Annotated in this window: 16 protein-coding genes; 6 read left to right on the forward strand and 10 right to left on the reverse strand. The window is 63.8% G+C overall.

Annotated elements, in window-relative coordinates; genetic code table 11:
• The first annotated feature begins 11 nt into the window (after positions 1–11).
• Positions 12–1,751, forward strand: coding sequence for a type I secretion system permease/ATPase (locus U1700_RS03005; RefSeq protein ID WP_332750008.1), 1,740 nt, complete (start codon positions 12–14; stop codon positions 1,749–1,751).
• Positions 1,748–3,112: an HlyD family type I secretion periplasmic adaptor subunit gene (locus U1700_RS03010; RefSeq protein ID WP_332750010.1), complete on the forward strand. Its 1,365-nt coding sequence runs from the start codon at positions 1,748–1,750 to the stop codon at positions 3,110–3,112. The genes U1700_RS03005 and U1700_RS03010 overlap by 4 nt, the downstream gene beginning before the upstream one ends.
• 114 nt (positions 3,113–3,226) lie before the next feature.
• Here U1700_RS03010 and U1700_RS03015 read toward each other — a convergent pair whose 3' ends face one another.
• The 5 genes from U1700_RS03015 to U1700_RS03035 all read right to left on the reverse strand — a co-directional run bounded on the left by U1700_RS03015 (position 3,227) and on the right by U1700_RS03035 (position 7,773).
• Positions 3,227–4,402, reverse strand: a complete 1,176-nt coding sequence (locus U1700_RS03015; RefSeq protein WP_332750012.1) for a copper resistance protein B — start codon at positions 4,400–4,402, stop codon at positions 3,227–3,229.
• Positions 4,399–6,381 (reverse strand): copper resistance system multicopper oxidase, encoded by a 1,983-nt coding sequence (locus U1700_RS03020; protein ID WP_332750014.1) that lies wholly within the window; start codon positions 6,379–6,381, stop codon positions 4,399–4,401. The genes U1700_RS03015 and U1700_RS03020 overlap by 4 nt, the downstream gene beginning before the upstream one ends.
• 93 nt (positions 6,382–6,474) lie before the next feature.
• Positions 6,475–7,038 (reverse strand): RNA polymerase sigma factor, encoded by a 564-nt coding sequence (locus tag U1700_RS03025; RefSeq protein ID WP_332750016.1) that lies wholly within the window; start codon positions 7,036–7,038, stop codon positions 6,475–6,477.
• A 10-nt stretch (positions 7,039–7,048) separates the two neighbouring features.
• Positions 7,049–7,501 (reverse strand): periplasmic heavy metal sensor, encoded by a 453-nt coding sequence (locus U1700_RS03030; protein WP_332750018.1) that lies wholly within the window; start codon positions 7,499–7,501, stop codon positions 7,049–7,051.
• Entirely contained in the window at positions 7,498–7,773 is a 276-nt protein-coding gene (locus tag U1700_RS03035; RefSeq protein WP_332750020.1) for a hypothetical protein, read from the reverse strand. The genes U1700_RS03030 and U1700_RS03035 overlap by 4 nt, the downstream gene beginning before the upstream one ends.
• 127 nt (positions 7,774–7,900) lie before the next feature.
• On the opposite strand from U1700_RS03035, the gene copC reads away from it, so the two are divergent.
• The 4 genes from copC to U1700_RS03055 all read left to right on the forward strand — a co-directional run bounded on the left by copC (position 7,901) and on the right by U1700_RS03055 (position 12,504).
• A complete protein-coding gene (copC, locus tag U1700_RS03040) occupies positions 7,901–8,266 on the forward strand; it encodes a copper homeostasis periplasmic binding protein CopC (protein WP_332750022.1) in 366 nt (121 codons plus the stop codon).
• 4 nt (positions 8,267–8,270) lie between these two features.
• Positions 8,271–9,182, forward strand: a complete 912-nt coding sequence (copD, locus tag U1700_RS03045; protein WP_332750024.1) for a copper homeostasis membrane protein CopD — start codon at positions 8,271–8,273, stop codon at positions 9,180–9,182.
• 670 nt (positions 9,183–9,852) lie between these two features.
• The gene (locus U1700_RS03050; RefSeq protein WP_443025897.1) at positions 9,853–12,111 is read left to right on the forward strand and encodes a heavy metal translocating P-type ATPase; all 2,259 of its coding nucleotides are present in this window, start codon (positions 9,853–9,855) and stop codon (positions 12,109–12,111) included.
• A 78-nt stretch (positions 12,112–12,189) separates the two neighbouring features.
• Positions 12,190–12,504 carry a hypothetical protein gene (locus U1700_RS03055; protein ID WP_332750028.1) on the forward strand — a complete coding sequence of 105 codons (315 nt, stop codon included), beginning with the start codon at positions 12,190–12,192 and terminating at the stop codon, positions 12,502–12,504.
• A gap of 51 nt (positions 12,505–12,555) precedes the next feature.
• Here the strand turns inward: U1700_RS03055 and U1700_RS03060 are convergent, their stop codons facing one another.
• The 5 genes from U1700_RS03060 to U1700_RS03080 form a co-directional block, all read right to left on the reverse strand.
• A complete protein-coding gene (locus U1700_RS03060; RefSeq protein ID WP_332750030.1) occupies positions 12,556–15,687 on the reverse strand; it encodes an efflux RND transporter permease subunit in 3,132 nt (1,043 codons plus the stop codon).
• Positions 15,684–16,913, reverse strand: a complete 1,230-nt coding sequence (locus U1700_RS03065) for an efflux RND transporter periplasmic adaptor subunit (RefSeq protein ID WP_332750032.1) — start codon at positions 16,911–16,913, stop codon at positions 15,684–15,686. The genes U1700_RS03060 and U1700_RS03065 overlap by 4 nt, the downstream gene beginning before the upstream one ends.
• Positions 16,910–18,175, reverse strand: a complete 1,266-nt coding sequence (locus tag U1700_RS03070) for a TolC family protein (protein WP_332750035.1) — start codon at positions 18,173–18,175, stop codon at positions 16,910–16,912. Before U1700_RS03070 ends, U1700_RS03065 begins: the two co-directional genes overlap by 4 nt.
• Before the next feature lie 71 nt (positions 18,176–18,246).
• A complete protein-coding gene (locus U1700_RS03075) occupies positions 18,247–18,603 on the reverse strand; it encodes a hypothetical protein (RefSeq protein WP_332750037.1) in 357 nt (118 codons plus the stop codon).
• A gap of 734 nt (positions 18,604–19,337) precedes the next feature.
• Positions 19,338–20,843, reverse strand: coding sequence for a tryptophan halogenase family protein (locus tag U1700_RS03080; protein ID WP_332750039.1), 1,506 nt, complete (start codon positions 20,841–20,843; stop codon positions 19,338–19,340).
• Between the last annotated feature and the right edge of the window lie 4 nt (positions 20,844–20,847).

A 20,847-nucleotide genomic window follows, 5' to 3' on the forward strand; every position in this document is an offset into this window, starting at 1 on the left:
AGTGACTTTCCATGTTCACTCGCCTGCGTACCAGCGAAACCAGCATGACGATCCTGCGCGTATGCCGCCGGCACATCGTTTACGCGGCTTTTTTCAGTGGATTGTTGAACATCCTCCTGACGGCGCCGATGCTCTACATGTTGCAGGTCTACGACCGGGTTATCCCGGCACAAGCCCGATTGACGCTGCTGTTGCTGTCGCTGGTCTTGCTCTTTTCGCTCGCCACCTTGACTGCGCTGGAGGCAATCCGGTCGCGGCTGCTCGTCAGGGCAAGTGTCCGGATCGACGAGGCATTGGCGGGGCCGATCATGCGTGCGACACTGCGGCTACAGCACGGTTCGCCCCGAGTGCTGCGACAGGCGCTGCGTGAACTCGATACGCTGCGTCAGGCGTTGACTGGCGCAACGCTGCCCGCCCTTCTCGATCTGCCGTGGGTTCCGCTTTATATCCTGATCGGTTTCCTGCTCCACTTCTGGATCGGCATGCTCACGCTCGGTGGCGTGGTCGCGATCCTTGGACTGGCCTGGTATAATGAGCGCGCAACGCAGGCTCCGCTGCAAGAGGCCAATATGGCGGCCAGCCGGTCATATTCCTTGTATGACGCGTCGCTCGCGTCGGCGGATGTTATCCATGCATTGGGCATCCGCGATGCACTCGTCGACCGGCACCTGCAGGACCGCGTGACGATGATCGCCCTGCAGACGACTGCGGGCATGACCAGCGCCCGCCTGATGGCCCAAAGCAAGCTGGTGCGACTGGCGCTTCAATCCGCCGCGCTGGCGGTTGGTGCACTTCTGGCAATCAGCGCCAAGATTAGCCCCGGTGCGGTATTCGCGTCTATGTTCGTCGTCGGGCGCGCCTTGTCTCCGATCGATCAGCTGGTGGGAAGCTGGCGAGCCATGATCCAGGCGCGCGGAGCGATCGCCCTGCTTGACGGTCTGTTCCACACCGCCCCCGTTCCGGTCCAGCGCACCTTACTGACGGCTCCCGCCGGTCGGCTCTCGATTGACCAGTTGATCGTTGGCCCCGATCCACGCCAGCCGATTCTGAAGTCCGTTGGTTTCGCCGTCAATCCGGGGGAGATCCTTGCGATTGTCGGGCCCAGCGGCGCCGGCAAATCCACGCTGATCCGCGCGATCGCCGGTGCCGAGCCAATTGGTGAGGGGACCATTCGCTTCGACGGTGCGGACCGCAACGACTGGGACGCTGATCAGCTCGCCCGTCATGTTGGCTTCATGCCGCAGGAAACGATATTGCTCGCCGGCACGGTTGGCGAAAACATCTCGGGCTTTTCGCGGCCCGGATCGGATGATGCTCTCCTGGTCGACGAACAGACCATCCGCGCCGCCAAGCTGGCCGGAGCGCACGAGCTGATCCTGGGCCTGCGCGGCGGCTATGATCATGTAATCGGAATGACCGGACGTGGCTTATCGGCCGGACAAGCCCAACGCATCGCCTTGGCCCGGGCGCTGTTTCGCGATCCGACCTTCCTTCTCCTCGACGAACCCAATGCAAGCCTCGATGCCGAAGGGGACACCCAACTTATCGCGACGCTCGAGCAACTAAAGGCTGGTGGAACGACGATCCTTATCGCCGCGCACCGCCTGACCATGCTCACGCTAGTCGATAAATTGCTTGTCCTGCGTGACGGTCGGGTGGCGCACTTTGGCTCGCGAGATCATGTTCTGCGGACGATTGCGCCCGCCATGGCTGCTGCTCCCATTCTTGCCGCGGGGGGGCGCGCGGCATGAAACTGGTCGTCGATCGGGGCACGCTCCTCGAACCCTTTCCTGCATCACAAACATTGCAAGGCCGGTCGGATCCCTCAGCCGACATTCGGCTGGGCCTGATTGTTGCGGCATTATTCTTCGTCCTGTTTCTTGGGTGGGCGGCGGTGGCGCCGCTGGGCGCAGCCACTGCAGCCTCCGGTCGGCTCGCCGTCAGTGGTTCGCGACAGACGGTGCAGCATCAGGAAGGTGGCGTCGTCAGCGAGGTTCTGGTCCGCGAAGGCGATCATGTCCGGCGTGGCCAGTTGATGATCCGCCTGGCTGGCGAAGAAGCCCGTGCGCTGGAACGCGGGCTCTCGTCGCAAGCCATCGGGCTGCTTGCACAACAGGCTCGCCTGCGGGCAGAGCAAGCAAGTCAGTCGACCATCACCCTGCCCGCGCAGTTCGCAACCCTCGAACCCGCCGAGCGGGCGATCGCCGATCAAGCCATGCACACGCAAGAAGCGCAGATGGCTGCTCGGCGTTCGCTGCTCGCCGCGCAGCGCGGGATCATCCACGAACGGACCGCCGAGGCGGGCAGCGCGGCCGGGGGATTTCACAGCCAGGTTACCGGGGCAAGCGAGCAGATCCGCCTGATCGACGAGGAGCTGGACGGCTTGCGCTCGGTCGGCCGACAGGGCTTCGTGTCCCAGAACCGCATCAGGGCGACCGAGCGGGAGCGTGCCCGGCTTGTGGCGCAGCGCGGTGAATATGCTGCCGGGGCGGGGCAATCTGCGGGCCGTGGTGCGGAAACGCGATTGCAGGTGCTGGAGGCGCAAAGCGGCTATCTCGACAAGATCGCAACCGAATTGCGGGAGGTTGAGACAAGCCTCAACGATTGCCTCCCTAAGCTTCAGGCGGCGCGTGACCAGCTTGCGCGGATCGACATTCGGGCAACCACGGACGGCACGATCATCGGCCTTTCGGTATTCCACCAGGGTGCCGTCGTCGCTCCCGGACAGAAAATGATGGACATCGTCCCGAACCGTTCATCACTGGTCGTGGAAGCGAAGGTAGCGGTCAGCGACGGTGATGATATCAGTGTGGGGCAACAGGCATTCGTCCGCTTTGACACGCTTCACGAACGATCGCTGCCCGCCTTGAAAGGGAAAATATCGCGCGTGTCGGCAGATGCCTTTACCGACGAGAAGAGCGGTGCTTCCTTTTACACGGCGGAGGTGTCGGTTCCTCCTTCGGAGATGAAGCGCATCGATCAGCTTGCGGTGCGTCATTCGCTGCGCGCGGGCATGCCGGTTTCGGTCCAGATACCAGGCCGCTCGCGGACCGCCTTGCAATTCGCGCTCGAACCACTGCTCGGCTCGCTCCGCGGGACGTCCAGCGAATAACGGCCAGTCGTAGGGTGCTGAGCGGCTCCTGGCGCAACGCGAGTCGGTGGACGGCGTCACCCGATTGACGTGACCAGATATCCGAGGATTGAGGGTTTCAGCATCGCCCGCCGACTAGAACCACGCCCTGATGCCCGTCAGAAAGCTCCACCCGCCGGGACTGTCACCGTTCACCCGCGCATAACGGCGGGTCGCGCCGAACGAGCGCTTGTACTGAACGCCCACATAGGGTGAGAATTCGCGGCGGAGGTCGTAGCGCAAGCGCACCCCGACCTCGGCGTCCGACAAGCCCGCCCCTGTGCGGATTGCGGGGCTGTTTTGCGCCGCAAGATTGACCTCGACTCGCGGCTGGAGGATCAAGCGCTGGGTGATGCGCTGGTCGTAGCTTCCCTCGACGCGGCCCATCACCTCGCCCTTGTTGGACAGAAACAGCGCAGCCTCCAAGTCGAAAAAGCCTGGCGCGAGGCCTTCGACGCCAACTGTCGCATAGGTGCGCGAAGGATTCGGCTTGAAGTCGTAGCGCAGCCCGCCCTGAAGGTTGAAATAGGGACCGATGGCATGACTGTAGAGCGTCTGTACCTCGGCTCGCCCAATGCCCCCGCCGAACTCACCGTCGCCTTCGCTCTTGATCCACAGGCGGTCGATGTCGCCGCCGTACCAGCCCTGGCCGACCCATTCGAACCCATCGCGGCCGCGCTTAAATTGATAGTCGGCAACATTGAGCATTACCTGCGTGAGCTTCTGGCCCCCGTGGAACTGCCCGAGGTGATGACGACCCATCGCCATCGCCGCAGCGCCATAAGCCTGATCGGCAGCATGATCGGTCGGAGGTGCTGGAGGCGGTGCATTCCCAGCAGGCAGATCGGTCCCATTCGACTCGACAACGGGCGACGAGGGGGTCGCCATGCCGGGCATATCCTTCATGTCCTTGCCGGGGGGCACGGTCATCCCGGGCATTGACGACATGTCATGCGTTGGTTGCGTCGTCATTGCGGGCATGCCCTCCATGGAATGCCCCGGTGGCATCGCCATGCCAGGCATCGACGAAATGTCGTGGGTAGCAACAGGCACCTTGCTTGTCGGGGCAAGCTTCCTGCGCGCGGGCGGCGCCTTGGCGGCCGCCTTTTTTGACGCAGTCTTGGTCGGACTCTTTTTTCCACTCGTCTTCTTGGCAGCGGGCATCTTCATTCCGGGCATATCCATCCCGGGCATGTTCATTTGACCGACCGCCGGAGTTGCAATCGCCAGTCCGGCCGCCGCCGCCACCAGCCTGAGGTCGCGGCGCTTCATGCTGGCTCTCCCGTCGTCGGGCGAACCGTCACGACGCGCATCATTCCGGCGGCCATGTGGTACAGATTGTGGCAATGGAACGCCCAATCCCCCGCCGCATCGGCCGTGAGATCAAAGCTGACCTTCCCGCCGGGTGGCACGTTCACCGTATGCTTTCGCGGCGCCGACGAGCCATGCCCCGTGACCAAGTCGAAGAAATGACCGTGCAAGTGAATCGGGTGCGGCATCATCGTATCGTTGATCAGCGTCACGCGGACCCGCTCGCCAAGCCGAAACGGGATCGGTTCGGCGGGGTCGCTGAGCTTGACCCCGTCGAACGACCACATGTAGCGTTCCATGTTGCCGGTGAGGTGGATGTCGAGCGCTCGCGACGGGGCGCGCACATCCGGATTACGATCGAGCGCGACGAGATCGCGATAGACCAGCACGCGGTGGTCGAGCCCGTCGAGCCCTTGCGGCGCTTCTCCGCTCCGATCCGTCGGCATTGGCGAGATGGTCTGGACCCCGGGACCCATCTTGACGCCCGGGGCATTCTTTCCGTCGCGCATATTCATGCTCATCGCGTGGCCTGATCCAGCATTTGCAGGACCTGCCGCCGAATGATCCATCCCGGGCATCGCGGCTCCGGCCGTCGCTGCCGCGCCATGGTCCATGCCGGTCATCCCCGCCATCGATCCGTCCGACATTCCGGCCATGCCGGCCATCGATGCAGCAGCACTGGCCGCCATAGAGCCATGATCGGTTGGCTCCTTCCACCCCGTGAGCTTGGCAAGCAGGCGCGAGGCATTTTGCTGGGCCGAAGGATCGATCCCGCGCTTGATTGCCGGATCCTTCATGTCCATTCCCGCCATGTCGCCCATGCCCATGCCCATGTCCATCATGGTCACTAGCGGACGCGGACGGATCGGCGGGACCGGGGCGCTCATTCCGGCGCGCGGTGCCAATGTCGCCCGGCCGAGGCCCGAGCGATCAATTGATTCACTGACAAAGCTGTACGCGCGGTCGCCCGGCGTGACGATCACGTCGAACGTCTCGGCCACCCCGATCTGGAACTCGTCGACCATCACCGGCCGGACGTTCTGCCCATCGGCCTGGACAACCGTCATCGGCAGATCCGGAATGCGGACATTGAAATTGGTCTGCGCGGCGGCGTTGATGATTCGCAGCCGCACCCGTTCGCCGGGCGTGAACAACCCGGTCCAGTTATCGAACGGCCCGTGCCCGTTGACGGTGAAAGTGTAGGTCGATCCGGTGACATCGGCGATGTCGGCCGGGTCCATCCGCATCTTAGCCCACTCGAGCCGCTCCTTCTGGGTCTGGTCACGCCCGGCGATCAGCCCCGACAGCGTTTGCCGCTGCATGTTGAAATAGCCGCCGCCCATCTGCTTCAGTTTGCGGAAGATCGTGGCGCCGAGCATCGGGCTGTGGTCGGACAGGATGATGACATGCTCGCGGTCGTAGGCGACCGGATCGGGACCCTCGGGATCGATCACGATCGGGCCGTACAGCCCGTCCTGCTCCTGGTAGCCCGAATGGCCGTGATACCAGTAGGTCCCGGCTTGGACGATCGGAAAAGTGTAATCGAACGTCGCGCCCGGCGCGATGCCGGGAAAGCTCACGCCCGGCACGCCGTCCATCGTGAAAGGCACAAGCACACCATGCCAGTGGATCGAGCTGTCCTGGGCGAGCGTGTTGGTGACCCGCAGCCGCGCCTGCTGGCCCTGTTTCAGACGGATCAGCGGTCCCGGGACGGTGCCATTAATCCCGATTGCCTTGCTGACCTTGCCGTCCACACGCACCGCGACATTGCCGATCGACAAGGCGATGTTGTTGCCGCTGACGGTGGGAAGCGGCCTGACGATCCCCCCCGAGACTGGTTGTGCCCAGGCCGGCAGGACCTTTCCGGCCGCCGCACCAAGGCCGGCGAGGCCAACCGCGCGAAGAAAGCCGCGTCGTTCGAGGGTCAGGGAATCCAGCATGGGGAGTTAACCATTGTCGTGAGGATGAGCGACGCTGCGCTTTTCACAAACAACTACGCGGGCGCACGAAGGGGCCCTCACAATCGATCAATATTATCTGATTGCAGCTTCGAGCTTGGCTCGCGCCCGATATAATCGTGTCTCGACGGCCTTTTCGCTAATGCCGAGGATGCTGGCTGTGTCAGCCTGGCTGAGACCTTCGATGGTCCGGAGCACCAGCGGCTCGCGCAAATTCGCGGGGAGATCGGTGATCGCCTTGGCCACGTGCTCCAGTTCTTGTCGATCGGACGCCGCAATATCGGCAGCTACGCGGTCATCGGCGACGCGTTCGCCCTCGGCCCCGAGCGCTCCACCAAACGTCAGGAAGCGGCGCACTTTTCGCTTGCGGCCCCAATCGCGGCATTTGTTTATGGCAATCGTCGATAGCCATGCGCGCATCGGACGGTCGGGATCGTACCGCGCCAGGGCCTGATAGGCCGAAATGAAGCTTTCCTGGGTAAGGTCGAGCGCTTCCTCGGCATCGCCCACCGACGCGCGAATCAGGCGAAAGACCGGCTGGCGATAGCGGTTCATAATTTCGGCAAACGCCGCCTGGCGACCAGCTATGCTAAGCGTCGCCAATTCGCCATCGGTTAGTGTCGTCCAGTCCAGGCTCATGTTCGGAGCCTTACTGACCGTCGTCGGTCAGTGCCTTCACGACAGCCTTGTCGAACGGCATCGTCTGGTCGGGACGGAGCAATTGCCGCATGGCAAAGATGTGGGCGAGCGTCGCTTTCTGCAGTTCGCCCAGGACGGCATGGCTACGGTCAACCGCCGCGGTGACAAGCGGCCCGTTGCCATGTTCGGCCTCCATCGCTTCCGCCAGTCGCGCATTGTCGGCCCTGAGGTCGAGTTCGAGCGCGCGGCGCTGAACCGCGAACCGCTGCTCGAGCAGCTGCAGCTGTGCCTGCTGCCCGGCGTCGAGGGTCAGCCGGTGGTGGAGCACATCATGGAGTTCGGCACCTGGCGGTGGCGGCGCTGGAAATAACATCCGCCCGACGAAGACACCGCCGATGGCCGCAAGGAAGCAAGCGGCCACGCCAAATGCCAACCAGCCACGACCACTTCGAGAGCCGTTCATTGTTCTCCACCAAGCAGCAGCGTAGCTGGCGACAGCGGGGGCATCGAAGCCAGGGGGGTGAGCGAAATCGCTCCCGCATCGCGCGACGGCAATGTGGCGCCAGCGATTCCGAAAACGAGCGCGGCCGCGACCGTCGCCGCGCCGGCCCCGCGCCGAACGCCATGCGCCGGACTGGCTGCCAGCCCCGCGAACACGCCAACGTCGATCGCGTCGAGACCCGCTGGCACGGGCGTCGAGGCAAGCTGCATAAAAACCGTATCGAGCCTATCCATGTTCCAAATCCCCGCCCCTGCAGATCAAGTTACGCGCGACCAGTCCAATACCCTCAACCGCGATCAAGGGGTTTCGCGCGGTGCCGCGTATCGTAGAGACAGGGACTATCAACCGAAAGACATTGCCATGCACTTCAATCCGATATTGACCGCTGTCGCCTTGCTCTCGATCGCCGGCACCGCAAATGCCCATCCCAAGCTCTTGTCAGTGACCCCCGCCGCCAATGCAACCATCGCGGCACCGGCGCATATTAGCCTTCGTTTCAGTGAGACACTGATGCCTGCCTTTTCGAAGGCCGAGCTGACGATGGCCGCCATGCCCGGCATGGGCGCGATGAAGATGGCGAGCGCGACGACAGTGGCCGCCGATGGCAAGACGCTTGTCGTCACGCCCAAGACGCGCCTTGCTCGCGGGCGCTACATTGTCGGGTGGCGCGTGGTGTCGAGCGACACGCACAAGGTTACCGGGCGCACCGCCTTCGCGGTGAAATAGGCCCATGTCCGACTGGCAGCTGATCGCGGTCCGTTTCGGCGTTTATGCAACGCTCGCAATTTTATTCGGACTCTCAGCCTTTGGTCTTTATGGTTTGCGAGGGGGCGGGCGCGGTGCGCTCGCTCTTCGCGGCTGGCTGATCGCAAGTTCGATCGCCGGACTGCTGCTGTCGGCCAGCTGGCTGCTGCTCATGGCATCATCGATGGCGGACGTTCCGCTTTGGCCTGTCGATCGCGCGGCGATCGACGACCTGCTGACCGGCAGCGCAATCGGGACCGCCTGGAAAGTCCGCATGATTGCCCTCGTGATCGCGGGACTGGCGGCCACCCGCACGCGGTGGCTGTCTGTCGTTGCAGCTTCGTCAGCGGTCGCGCTCGCCTCGCTGGCGTGGACCGGCCATGGATCCGTGGGCGAGCGTATGCCCGGTTGGGCGCACCTTGGGGCGGATATTCTCCACTTGATTGCCTCGGCAGCTTGGGTGGGCGCGCTGGTAGGCCTGATTTTGCTGGTAGCGCGCCCGATCGTGCGGGTCGATCGCAACCACCTCGACATGACGCACCGCGCTTTGCACGGCTTCGGTCCCGTCGGGACGTTCGTGGTCGCCACGATCGTGGTGACGGGCCTGATCAACAGCTGGTTCATGGTCGGGATCGGCAACCTCAGCAGTCTCGCGACCACGCTCTACGGCCAGCTTCTCCTTACCAAACTGGCACTGTTCGCGGTGATGCTGGCGCTCGCCGCGCTCAACCGCTTTCGCCTGACCCCGGCATTCGAGCATTCGATCGCCGCCGCCGATCATCGCGGTGCGCTCGGTGCGCTTCGGAAGAGCCTGGCCTTCGAAACGGCCTGTGTGACGGCCATCCTGGCGCTGGTCGCCTTGCTCGGTACCTTGGCCCCGCCCGCATCGGCGATGTGAGGCCGAGGCTTTCCCCTGCTGGTGGCAGAGCGTGACCCCTCACCGGCTCACGCTCGAGGTCGCGCGTAACATGATCGCGTTCGTCGAACGGCCGGCGCGGTACAGAGCGCTCGACGATGGCAAGGGCCAACGAAGCCGCAAAGCGTACATTACCTAGCGACCGCGCTTGATAACAATGATGATGGCCCCGACGAAGGCGAGCAGCGTTAGCGAGCCTGCTTAGCCGTTTTCTTCGTCCCCCCGGGGCTTTCAGGGCGAGGTGAGCGTTAGGGGCTAGCGATCATCAAGAATGCATTGATCGTCCGGCGCCCTCCGGCTGTTTTCGAGGGCAATCGGATCACACGACGTAGATCATAATAAAGATTGGCATGCGGCTCAGGGACTGACCTCCGTTCAATGCCGGGAATGATTTTTTGCATCGTTGGAGACAAGCGTCATGGACGACCCGGTAGCAGCCGTTACAAAATCCGACGGATGCGGATGTTCGGGCACGCGTGAGGCGGACATCGCCGTCGTTGACACGAAAACCGTATCGGCATCATGCTGTGCAACTGCCCCACTGGGTCACGCGTCGGTCGAGCATCCCCATAATCAGGCCAATGCGAGCGGCTGCTGCTCGGGCAGCAAGATCGCAACTGGCGAGGCGTTGGTGAAGGACCCAGTGTGCGGGATGACGGTCGACCCGGCGAAGACCGCGCACCTTGCTGAGCATGATGGCCACGCATATCACTTCTGCAGCGCGGGGTGCCGCACCAAGTTCATCGCGGACCCGGCCGCTTATCTCGGTGCTGAACCGAAGCCCGAACCCACGGCACCGCCCGGCGCAATCTGGACCTGCCCGATGCATCCCCAGATTCGTCAGGTTGGCCCTGGAAGCTGCCCTATATGCGGGATGGCGCTCGAGCCCGAGGAGCCGTCGCTCGATGACGCACCCAATCCCGAGCTGGTCGATTTTACCCGCCGGATGTGGATCGCGACCGCGCTGACGATCCCGTTGCTGGCGGTGTCGATGTTCGCCGAGCTGTTCCGCTATCAGCTCGTTAGCCCGACCGCCTCGCCATGGGTCCAGTTCGCGCTTGCTGCGCCGGTTGTAGTATGGGCTGGAGCGCCGTTTTTCGTTCGCGGCTGGCGCTCGGTCGTCACGCGCCACCTCAACATGTTTACGCTCATCGCGCTCGGGGTCGGCGCGGCGTTTCTCTACAGCCTGTTCGCGACGCTGGTCCCCGGCGCCTTCCCGGCGTCGTTTCGGATGGATGGCGTGGTGCCCGTCTATTACGAGGCCGCCGCCGTAGTCGTCACGCTCGTCCTGCTCGGCCAAGTGCTCGAACTTCGCGCCCGCGCGGCGACCGGTCGCGCCATCCGAGCACTGCTCGACCTCGCCCCCAAGACCGCGCGCCGGATCGGTGCCGACGGCGCGGAGGAGGAAATTGCGGTTGCCTTGGTCGCGACGGGTGACCGGCTGCGCATCCGCCCCGGCGAGGCAATCCCGGTCGACGGGGTGGTCGTCGAGGGCCGTTCCTCGGTCGACGAGTCGATGCTCACCGGCGAACCCGCCCCGGTACTCAAGGAGGCCGATGCGCACGTCACCGGGGGCACCGTCAACGGCACCGGCAGCCTCGTCATGGAGGCGCGCGCGGTCGGCGCCGACACGATGCTCGCGCGGATCGTGCGGATGGTCGCCGAGGCACAGCGCAGCCGGGCGCCGATCCAGGCCGTCGCCGACCGCGTCTCGGGCTGGTTTGTGCCGCTCGTCGTGCTGATTTCGGTCGCGACCTTCATCGTCTGGTCGCTGGTCGGACCCGACCCGCGCATGGGCCATGCGCTGCTCAACGCGATCGCAGTGCTGGTCATCGCCTGCCCCTGCGCGCTGGGCCTGGCAACGCCGATGTCGATCATGGTCGGCACCGGGCGCGGCGCTCAGGCGGGCGTGCTGGTCAAGAACGCCGAGAGCCTCCAGGCGTTCGAGAAGGTCGACACGCTCGTCATCGACAAGACTGGCACATTGACCGAGGGCAAGCCCAAGCTGATTGCGGTCGAAACCAGCGGGGCGATCGGGGAGGACGAACTTCTGGCCCTGGCGGCAGCGGTTGAAGCCTCGTCCGAACACCCCCTCGCCCATTCCATCGCGGTGGCGGCGAAGGACAAGGCGCTCAAACTCGGCACTGTCACCGACTTCGCCTCTCAGACCGGACTTGGCGTCACTGCGATGGTCGATGGGCGCAGCGTCGCGGTCGGCAATGCCGCGCAGATGAGCAGCGTCGGCGCCGATCCCACCCCGCTCGACGAGGCAGCCGAGCGCTATCGCCGTGAGGGGGCCGGGGTCATGTTGATTGCTGTCGACGGCAAGCTTGCTGGCCTGCTCGCGGTCGCCGATCCGGTCCGCGCCAACGCTGGCGACGCGATCGCCCAGCTGCGCCGCGAAGGCCTGCGCGTGGTCATGCTGACCGGCGACAACCAGACGACCGCCGACGCAGTGGCGCGCGCGGTCGGCGGGCTCGACGAGGTCCGTGCCGGCCTCAAGCCCGAGGACAAAGCGCGCATCGTCAACGAGCTCAAGGCAAGCGGCGCAAAGGTCGCAATGGCGGGCGACGGCATCAACGACGCCCCGGCCCTCGCCGCCGCCGACGTCGGACTGGCGATGGGCACCGGCACCGATGTCGCGATCGAAAGCGCCGGGATGACTCTGACCCGCGGCGACCTTTCCGCGATCGTCCGTGCTCGCAAACTGGCACACGCGACGATGGGCAACATCCGCCAGAATTTATTCTTCTCGTTCCTGTTCAACGGCATCGGCGTGCCGATCGCGGCGGGCGTGCTGTACCCGGTTGCCGGAATCCTGCTCTCGCCCATGCTGGCGGGAGCGGCGATGGCGCTGTCGTCGTTCACCGTCGTGCTCAACGCGCTGCGGCTGAACACGGTCAAACTGTAATCAGCCACATCGTCCCAGAAATTCCTCCGAGTGCCCGCTTCTCGAAGGATATCAAAAACGCGGACACGGAGATGACACATGAACAGCATCAAACTTCTCGCCGCCATCGCGGCCTTGGGTCTCGTCGCGACGCCAGCAATGTCTCAGTCGACCAACACCATGAGCAACAGCATGGGAGGCATGAGCAGCGGCTCGATGGGTAAGGGTTCGATGGACAAGGGCATGATGCACAAGGGTATGGGCAGCAAGTCGCACATGATGCCGATGAACCATGCGGGCATGTCTAAAAAGACCATCGCGATGTGCCACAAGATGTCGCATTCTCGCATGATGAAGAGCCGCACGTGCAGCAAAATGATGAAGCATGGAAAGATGATGAAGCACGCGATGTAATTCGCGCTTCGTCTGGGCACGCTCCGGCATCGACCGGCCGGAGCGTGTCGGTCACGGGCGTCGTCGCACCCGATTTCGCCGCTTTAAAACAAGTAGATAGGCGGCCGGCACGACCAGCATCGATAGCAATGGCGCGGTGATCATGCCGCCAATCATCGGCGCAGCAATGCGCCGCATGACCTCCGACCCCGTCCCGGACCCGATCAGGATCGGAAACAGGCCCGCGAGGATCACCGCGACCGTCATCGCCTTGGGCCGGACACGCAATAGGGCGCCCTCGCGCACGGCAGCGTCCATCGATGCATCGTCGGGATCGGCCCCGCGTTCCGCCAGCGCTTGTTTGAGATAGATCAGCATCACCACCCCGAACTCGGCCGACACGCCCGCCAATGCGATAAACCCGACGGCGGTCGCGACCGACTGATTGAAGCCGAGCAGGTAAAGCAGCCAGAATCCACCGGTCAACGCGAACGGCAGCGTCGCCATGATCAGCAGCGCTTCGTCGAGTCGGCGAAAGGTAAGATAGAGCAGCAGGAAGATGATGAGCAGCGTTGCCGGAACGACAATCTTGAGGCGCTCGGTCGCCCGCTGCAGATATTCGAACTGCCCGGTGTAAGCGATGCTCAGACCCGGGGAGAGCCGGGCTTTCTGGCCAACCGCAACCTGAAGATCACGCACCACTGACGCGAGGTCGCGGTCGCGCACATCGACATAGACCCACGTCGCGGGTCGGCCATTCTCGCTGCGGAGCATCGGAGGTCCGGGCTCGACCTGGACATTGGCAACCGTTCCCAGCGTGATTTGCTGGCGCGAGGGTGTCAGCATAGGCAGGTCGCGGATCTTGGAGACGTCGTCGCGCAATTCACGCGGATAGCGGACGTTGATCGGATAGCGCGCAAGCCCCTCGACCGTCTGGCCAACCACCTCGCCCCCAATCGCGCCCGAGACGATCGACTGGACGTCGGCAATGTTCATTCCATAGCGCGCAGCGGCGGCGCGATCGATTTGGACGTTGATATAACGGCCCCCGGTCAGCCGCTCGGCAAAGGCGGAGCTGACCCCCCCGACACCCTTTGCGACCGCTTCGACCGAGCGTGCGACGCGGTCGATTTCGGCAAGGTCCGATCCCGCGACCTTGATCCCGATCGGGCTCTTGATGCCGGTCGCGAGCATGTCGATGCGATTGCGGATCGGCGGAACCCAGATGTTCGACAGGCCGGGCACCTTGACCGTGCGATCAAGCTCCTCGACGAGTTTCGCCGACGTCATCCCGGCCCGCCATTCGCTCTTCGGGCGAAATCGTATGACGGTTTCGAACATCTCCATCGGCGCTGGATCGGTAGCACTTTCCGCCCTGCCCGCCTTGCCGAACACGCTCTCGACCTCGGGCACGGTCTTGATCAGCCGATCGGTCAGCTGGAGCAGCCGTCCCGCCTGAGCGGTGGACACACCAGGCAGCGCCGACGGCATGTAAAGCAGATCGCCTTCGTCCATCGACGGCATGAACTCGCCACCGACCCGGCTGATCGGCCACAGGCAGGTCGCAAACACCAGCGCGGCAAGGACCAGCGTCCGTTTGGGGCGTCGCATCACCCAATCGAGCGCCGGGCGATACACCCGCGTGAGAACTCGATTGATCGGATTGGCGTCTTCGGCCGGGATCCGCCCGCGTATCATGAGTCCCATCAATACCGGCGCAAGCGTCACCGACAGGATTGCCGCCCCCGCCATCGCATAGGATTTGGTGAACGCAAGCGGTGCGAACAGCCGCCCCTCCTGCCCTTCGAGCGTGAACACCGGCAGGAACGAAAAGGTGATGATCAGCAGGCTGAGGAACAGCGCCGGTCCGACCTCGACGGCGGCCTCGGCGATCACGCTCCATCGTTCGGCAGTCCCGATCGCCTCGTCGGGATGCGCGTGCTGCCACCGCTCCAGATGCTTGTGAGCATTCTCGATCATCACCACCACCGCATCGACCATCGCCCCGATCGCGATCGCGATCCCACCCAGCGACATGATGTTCGCGTCAATGCCCTGCTGGCGCATGACGATGAACGCCATCAGCACGCCCAGCGGGAGCGTCAGGATCGCAACCAGCGCGGAGCGAACGTGCCACAGGAACAGCCCGCAGATGAGCGCGACGACCAGGAACTCCTCGAGCAACTTTTCCTTGAGGTTATCGACCGCGCGATCGATCAACTGCGAACGGTCATAGGTCGTGACGATCTCGACACCCGGCGGAAGGCTCGTCTTCAGGGTCGCGAGCTTCCCCTTGACGGCGTCGATCACGGCGCGCGCATTTTCGCCCGATCGCATCACGATTACCCCGCCCGCGACCTCCCCTTCACCGTTGAGCTCGGCAATTCCCCGCCGCATTTCCGGACCGACCTGAATTGTCGCGACGTCGCCCAGCCGCACCGGCACCCCGCCCGCCGTCTTGAGCGGAACCGCACGAAAGTCATCGAGCGATTTCAGATAGCCGGTCGAGCGCACGACATATTCGGCTTCGGCCATCTCGACGACCGATCCGCCAGTCTCTTGGTTGGCGCCTTCCAGCGCCTTGGTCACATCGGCCTGCGTCACGCCGTAAGACACAAGCTTGGCGGGATCGAGCACCACCTGATATTCGCGCACCATGCCGCCGATGCTCGCAACTTCGGACACGCCGGTCACGCTCTTCAACTCGTAGCGCAGGAACCAGTCCTGGATGCTGCGCAATTGCGACAAATCGTGACGGCCGCTCCGGTCGACGAGCGCATATTCATAGACCCAGCCAACCCCGGTCGCATCGGGCCCGAGCGAGGCGGTCGCGCCTTTTGGGAGGCGTCCCTGCACCTGGCTCAAATATTCAAGCACCCGGCTGCGTGCCCAATAGAGGTCGGTGCCATCCTTGAAGAGGACATAGACAAAGCTGTCGCCGACGAACGAATAGCCGCGCACGACGCGCGCACCGGGTACGGACAGCATGGTCGTCGCCAGCGGATAGGTGATCTGGTTCTCGACGATCTGCGGCGCCTGGCCCGGATAGCTGGTGCGGATGATGACCTGGATATCGGACAGGTCGGGCAGCGCGTCGAGCGCCGTCGAGCGTACCGACCAGACGCCAACCGCCGCCAACAGCGCGGCTGCGATGAGGACAAACACCCGCCCCCGGATCGCGGCGCGGATCAGCGCAGCGATCAACGCCTTTGCTCCGTTGGCGTCATTGGCTCCCCGCCGAGCGGGGTAACCTTCGTCCCGCTCAGGCTCGCTTCCGAATCGAGCAGGAACTGGCCAGAGGCGACGATCTTCTGCCCATCGCCAAGACCGGCGAGGATTTCCGTCTTGCCGTTACCCTCGCGTCCCACCTTGACCTCGACGGGTTGGTAACGACCGCCCGCACCGGCCACCATCACGACATCGCGCTTGCCTGTTCGGATGACGGCCTCGCTCGGTACGAGCAGCGCGACGGCACCATTGCCCGTAAAGTGCACCGTCGCGAACATTCCGGGACGAAGGAGCCCGCCGCGGTTGGGTAGCTCGATCCGCACGGTCAGGGTTCGACTGTCCGCCTGCGCCGTCGGAAGTATGGCAATAACCTTCCCAAAATAGCTCTGGCCCGGGAATGCCGCCAGTTCCGCGCGAACCGCCGCCCCGACGCGGACCTGCCCCGCCTGCGCCTCAGGCAGGGCGGCATTGAGCCAGACGCTGCCCAGTCCCGACACCTGCGCAAGGGTTTGCCCGGCGTTCAGCGTCATCCCCTGGCGCACGTCGAGCGTTTGGATGACCCCGCCGATCGGGCTGCGAATGGTCGTCATTCCGCCCCCGCCAGACCCGCTACCGCCGAGCAGGTGCAAGCGCTGGCGCGCCGCCGCGATCAGCGCTCGGTCACCGGTGCGCTGCACTGCCCGCGCCTCGATCTGGGCTCCTGCCCACTCTGGTACGAGGACGTCGGCAAGCGGTGCGCCCGCGCCAATAATATCGCCCGACGCGCGCTGATAAACGCGCTGAACGAAGCCCGCAGCGCGTGCCTGGACGATAGCGACATTGCGCTGGTTGAAATCGATCGCTCCCGTCACCGTCAGGTCGGATTGCAGCACTCCACGCTCGACGGTGGCAAGGCGGACGCCTAGATTCTGCGTCGCTGACGCATCGATCCGGACCCCGCCGCTTTCCCCGGCCTCGCCCACGTCGGCGTAGCGCGGGATGGTCTTCATGCCCATCGACGACAATCCCGGTCCGTCATGATGCTCGGCCGGGATCATCGGATCGTACCAGTAAAGAACCTTCTTCTGCGGAGCAGCGACGAGCGGCACCGGCGTCGGGTTCGTCACCCGCGCGATGCCAAAGCCGACGAGTCCGCTCATCACGATCGCCGCAATAGCCAGGCGGGCGAGCGGCGTGCGGGGAACAAGATCCTGCGGCGTCATCGAACGGCTCCCCGATAGGTCATTGTCAGGCGCGCACCGTCGATCGCGACCAGCGCCGCGCGATCGAGCGTCACCAGTGCAGCCTCGGCCAGCGCCGTCTCGGCCTCGGCGATATCGACCAGGCTCGCGCGCCCGGCGGCAAAGCTCGCGGTCTCGAGCTCGACCCGCTGATGCGCCAGCGGTTCGAGCGTGTCCCGCGACCGCATAAATTGCGCATGGTGCATGGCATGGTCGGCAAGCGCTGCCTGCAGCTTTGCCCTTAGCTCGCGCCGGGACGCCTCCTGCTCGGCCAGCCGTTGCGCAGCTTCCGCCTGGCGCGCCGCTATCATCGGCAGCTGGCGACGTTTTTGGAACAGCGGAAGTCCGACCGTCACGCCGGCCGAAACATAGTCGCCGAAGCGGGGATCGCGCCTCAAATAGGATACGTCGACGCCGAAGTCGGGACGGCGCTCCGCCTCCGCAACCCGCACGTCCGCGTGAGCCTGTTCGGAGCGAGCGGCAAGCGGCGCAAGCACGGGGTTGCCGTCCAGCGAGCTCATCAGCTCGACCGTTTTGACATAGAACTCCGGCACTCGACCCGTGACGACAGGGTCAGGATCGCCCGTCCACCGCGTAAGGTTGGCGCGCGCCGTCGACAGCGCGGCGACCAATTCGTCGCGGCGGTCGTCAAGCGCCGCCAGTGCCTGTTTGCCTGCTACCGTCTGGGCAGGTCGTGCGGATCCCGCCGCGACCGACGCCGGGGTCGCTCGAACGATTTGCGCCAAGCCATGACGCACACCATCGAGTGCCGCCAGGCGCTTGTGGGCGAAGGCGAGGGTTATCCAGGCGACCGCTGTCTCGACCTCGACGGAGCGCGCTTCCACGCCGACGTCGGCAATGGCAACTGCGATATCGGCATCGGCGCGGTTTCGCTGCGCACGGCGTTTCGCGGGGTTTGGAATATCCTGCGACAGGCCGACGCGAATACCGGTGAAGTCGTCGCGCGACGGTTTGAATGCCAGCGGTCCCGAAATCGGGAAATTCTCGACGCCGACCGAGACCTTCGGATCGGGCAACGCGCCCGCGGCCTGGCGGGCGGACTGGCTTGCCGCCGCGCCCAGCCCCTTGGCTCGAAGCGAAGGCGCGTTGACGCGGGCAGCTGCAATCGCCCCTTCAAAGGTCAATGGCGCGCCGCTGACAGGCGCGGCGGCGGCGAGCACGGCTGCCAAGCCAGCAACGCGGCGCGTGTTCGCGCCACGATCGGCGCATCGCTTAAACAGCATCGGGTGACATCCTGATTTGAGGCAAATCTGCGCAGCCACCGCCCAAAGCAGCGGCATGCGGAGGTCGGGCGTCAGATCAGGAGGGTGGGTGGCTCAAGCTCCGGGACACCGGAGCGACCGTGCAGCGCATTAGCAATCGCCGGAACCGACCTTACCGCTTCGATCGCGGCGCATTGGTCAGGAACCGCGGGAGATATGGTCATTGTCATCGCCGGGCCGCCCATCGCCGCCAGGCACTGCAGCCCAACCTGCTTGCACGGAGCCTTGTCGCGATCCGACTGCGCGGCTGCGCCGCCGCACGCCATTGACCCGGACGACATTTGCATCGGACCCGCAAGTCGCTCGAACGTCGTCGCGTGCGCAATCGACTGGCCAGCGAGGCCGGTCAGCGCCAGAAGCAGGAGCCCAAGATGAAGCAAGCGTTTCACGGTATGCGACCCTACGGGCGAAGCATGCAAAGTCAATTGCGGCGCTGCCGCCGATTATAGACATGCAATGCACGACTGGCAGGAAACGATCGAAGAACTGTCAATTTCTAGTGCCGCTGCAGGAAGGCGAATTCCAAGGTACAGTATTGGTCGGTGTAGAAAAAACCGGCCATAGCAGTGAGTCAGTGTTGCTGATCATCCCAACGGGCGGCGACGCCGTGGTCGCGATCCGCCGATTGATGGGCTAGCATCGTGCCCGCCAGGATGCTGTCAAGCATCTGCGGCGATAAAAAGGAGAGGCGAACAATCCGCAACACGTAGGGGCTTGTAATGCCTTCGCGCTACGCGACGGCCTCGAGGGTCAGACTACTGTCGGTCTGCAGTTCCTTCCACCATCCAATGATGGCACTCGGCGATTCCGCCGAAAGGCTGCTATAATCATGACGGCTTCGCGCTACCTGCTGCCGTTCGGGACGATTTCGACACTGCGAAGAAGCGGAGGTTTATTAGGCGTCAGGCGACATGCAACACTTGTTTGGAGACGCCTGCGGACCAGCAGCCTTGCGCGATATCAACAGGTATCAGCGACTTCGCGGGTTTTGTGATTGCTCGCTGACGAATGGGTATCCCAATCTTTTCCGCAAGGCGGTCATTGCGAGAGAGGCGCGAAATTTACCATTCGATCATCCAGAGTTGTCATCGCCGCTCCGTTTCCATTTTTCTGCGCCCGCGGGTCAGTCGGGGGCGGGGCAATAGTTTCGCAGATAGTCACCATGCTGGGGCATGTGATCGACCACGAAGCGGATCGATTGCTGGATAGCATCATATTCCTTTCGCGTTGCAGGTTCGGGCAGGGCGTCGGCCATGGCATTATGCCCGGTCATCGCGATCCCCTGCCCCATCATCACCGCAGCCCAGCTGGTTTCGGTGAACAGCTCGTCGTCTTCACGGAAGATTTGGCCATTGTGGCGGAAGAGTTCGATTTTTTCGGTCAGGCTATCGGGCACGTCCATATTGCGACAATAGTTCCAGAAGGCGCTGTCGTCGCGCGTCGTGGAATTATAGTGGAGAATCAGGAAATCGCGGATCCGGGCATATTCCTTGCCCGTGAGCCGATTGAACGCATCTTCCTGAACCTGAGTGATCCCATCGAGCGAAAGCAATGCAATCAGCTTGTTGATGCCCGTGTTGACCAGGTGGATCGAGGTAGATTCGAGCGGCTCCATGAAGCCCGCGGACAAGCCCAGCGCAACGACATTCTTGTTCCAGAATTTCTTGCGTCGCCCGGTCACGAAGCGGAGGAAATTGGGCTCGGCTCCGGGCTTGCCCGCGAGGTTACCGACGAGGATGCCATGTGCCTCGTCGTCGGACATATATTCGCTGCAATAGACATGCCCGTTGCCGTTGCGATGCTGCAGCGGGACCTGCCATTGCCACCCGGCCGAATGCGCCGTGGAGCGGGTGTAGGGCAACGGCCCGCTGCCGTCTTCGCGTACGCACGGGAGCGCGACCGCCCGGTCGCAAGGCAGATAATTAGTCCAGTCCTCATATCCGGTCTTTAGCGCCTGCTCGATGAGCAGCCCGCGAAAGCCCGAGCAGTCGATGAACAGGTCGCCGCCGATGACGTCGCCATCGTCCATCGTGATTGACGTGACGAACCCGCTTTCGCCATCGAGCGCGACGTCGGCGACCTTGCCTTCGCGGCGAACGACACCGCGCGTTTCGGCATAGCTGCGCAGGAAACGGGCGTAGCGTGTGGCGTCGACATGATAGGCGTAATTGATCGGCGGAAGGTCGTCGCGCTGATAATCGTCAGTGCGAGCGAAGCGGCTGAAGTGGGCGGCGATGGTTTCCATGTTGAATAGCTGGATCGGGCGCTTGTCGCCAGCTTGGTGATATTTATGCCACAAGTGATGGAAAGAAATCCCGCCGATTTGATAACCATAGTTTCCAAACGGGTGGATATAGCTGTCGCCGAGCTTGCCCCAATTCACAAACTGAATGCCTAGCTTGAAGCTGCCTTGGACCGCGCTGAGCATTTCGCGCTCGTCGACGCCGAGCAATTTGTTGAAATCGAGGAACGGCGGGATCGTCGCTTCGCCGACTCCGACGGTGCCGATCGCCTCTGACTCGACAAGGGTAATCGCCACTGGCCGCCCGGTTTTCAGGCGCGACAGCGCCGCGGCCGCCATCCACCCGGCGGTGCCGCCGCCAACGATGATTATCCTGTCAATCGCCAACGAA

It is taken from the genome of Sphingomonas sp. RB1R13 (assembly GCF_036663775.1).
Taxonomy (GTDB): domain Bacteria; phylum Pseudomonadota; class Alphaproteobacteria; order Sphingomonadales; family Sphingomonadaceae; genus Sphingomicrobium.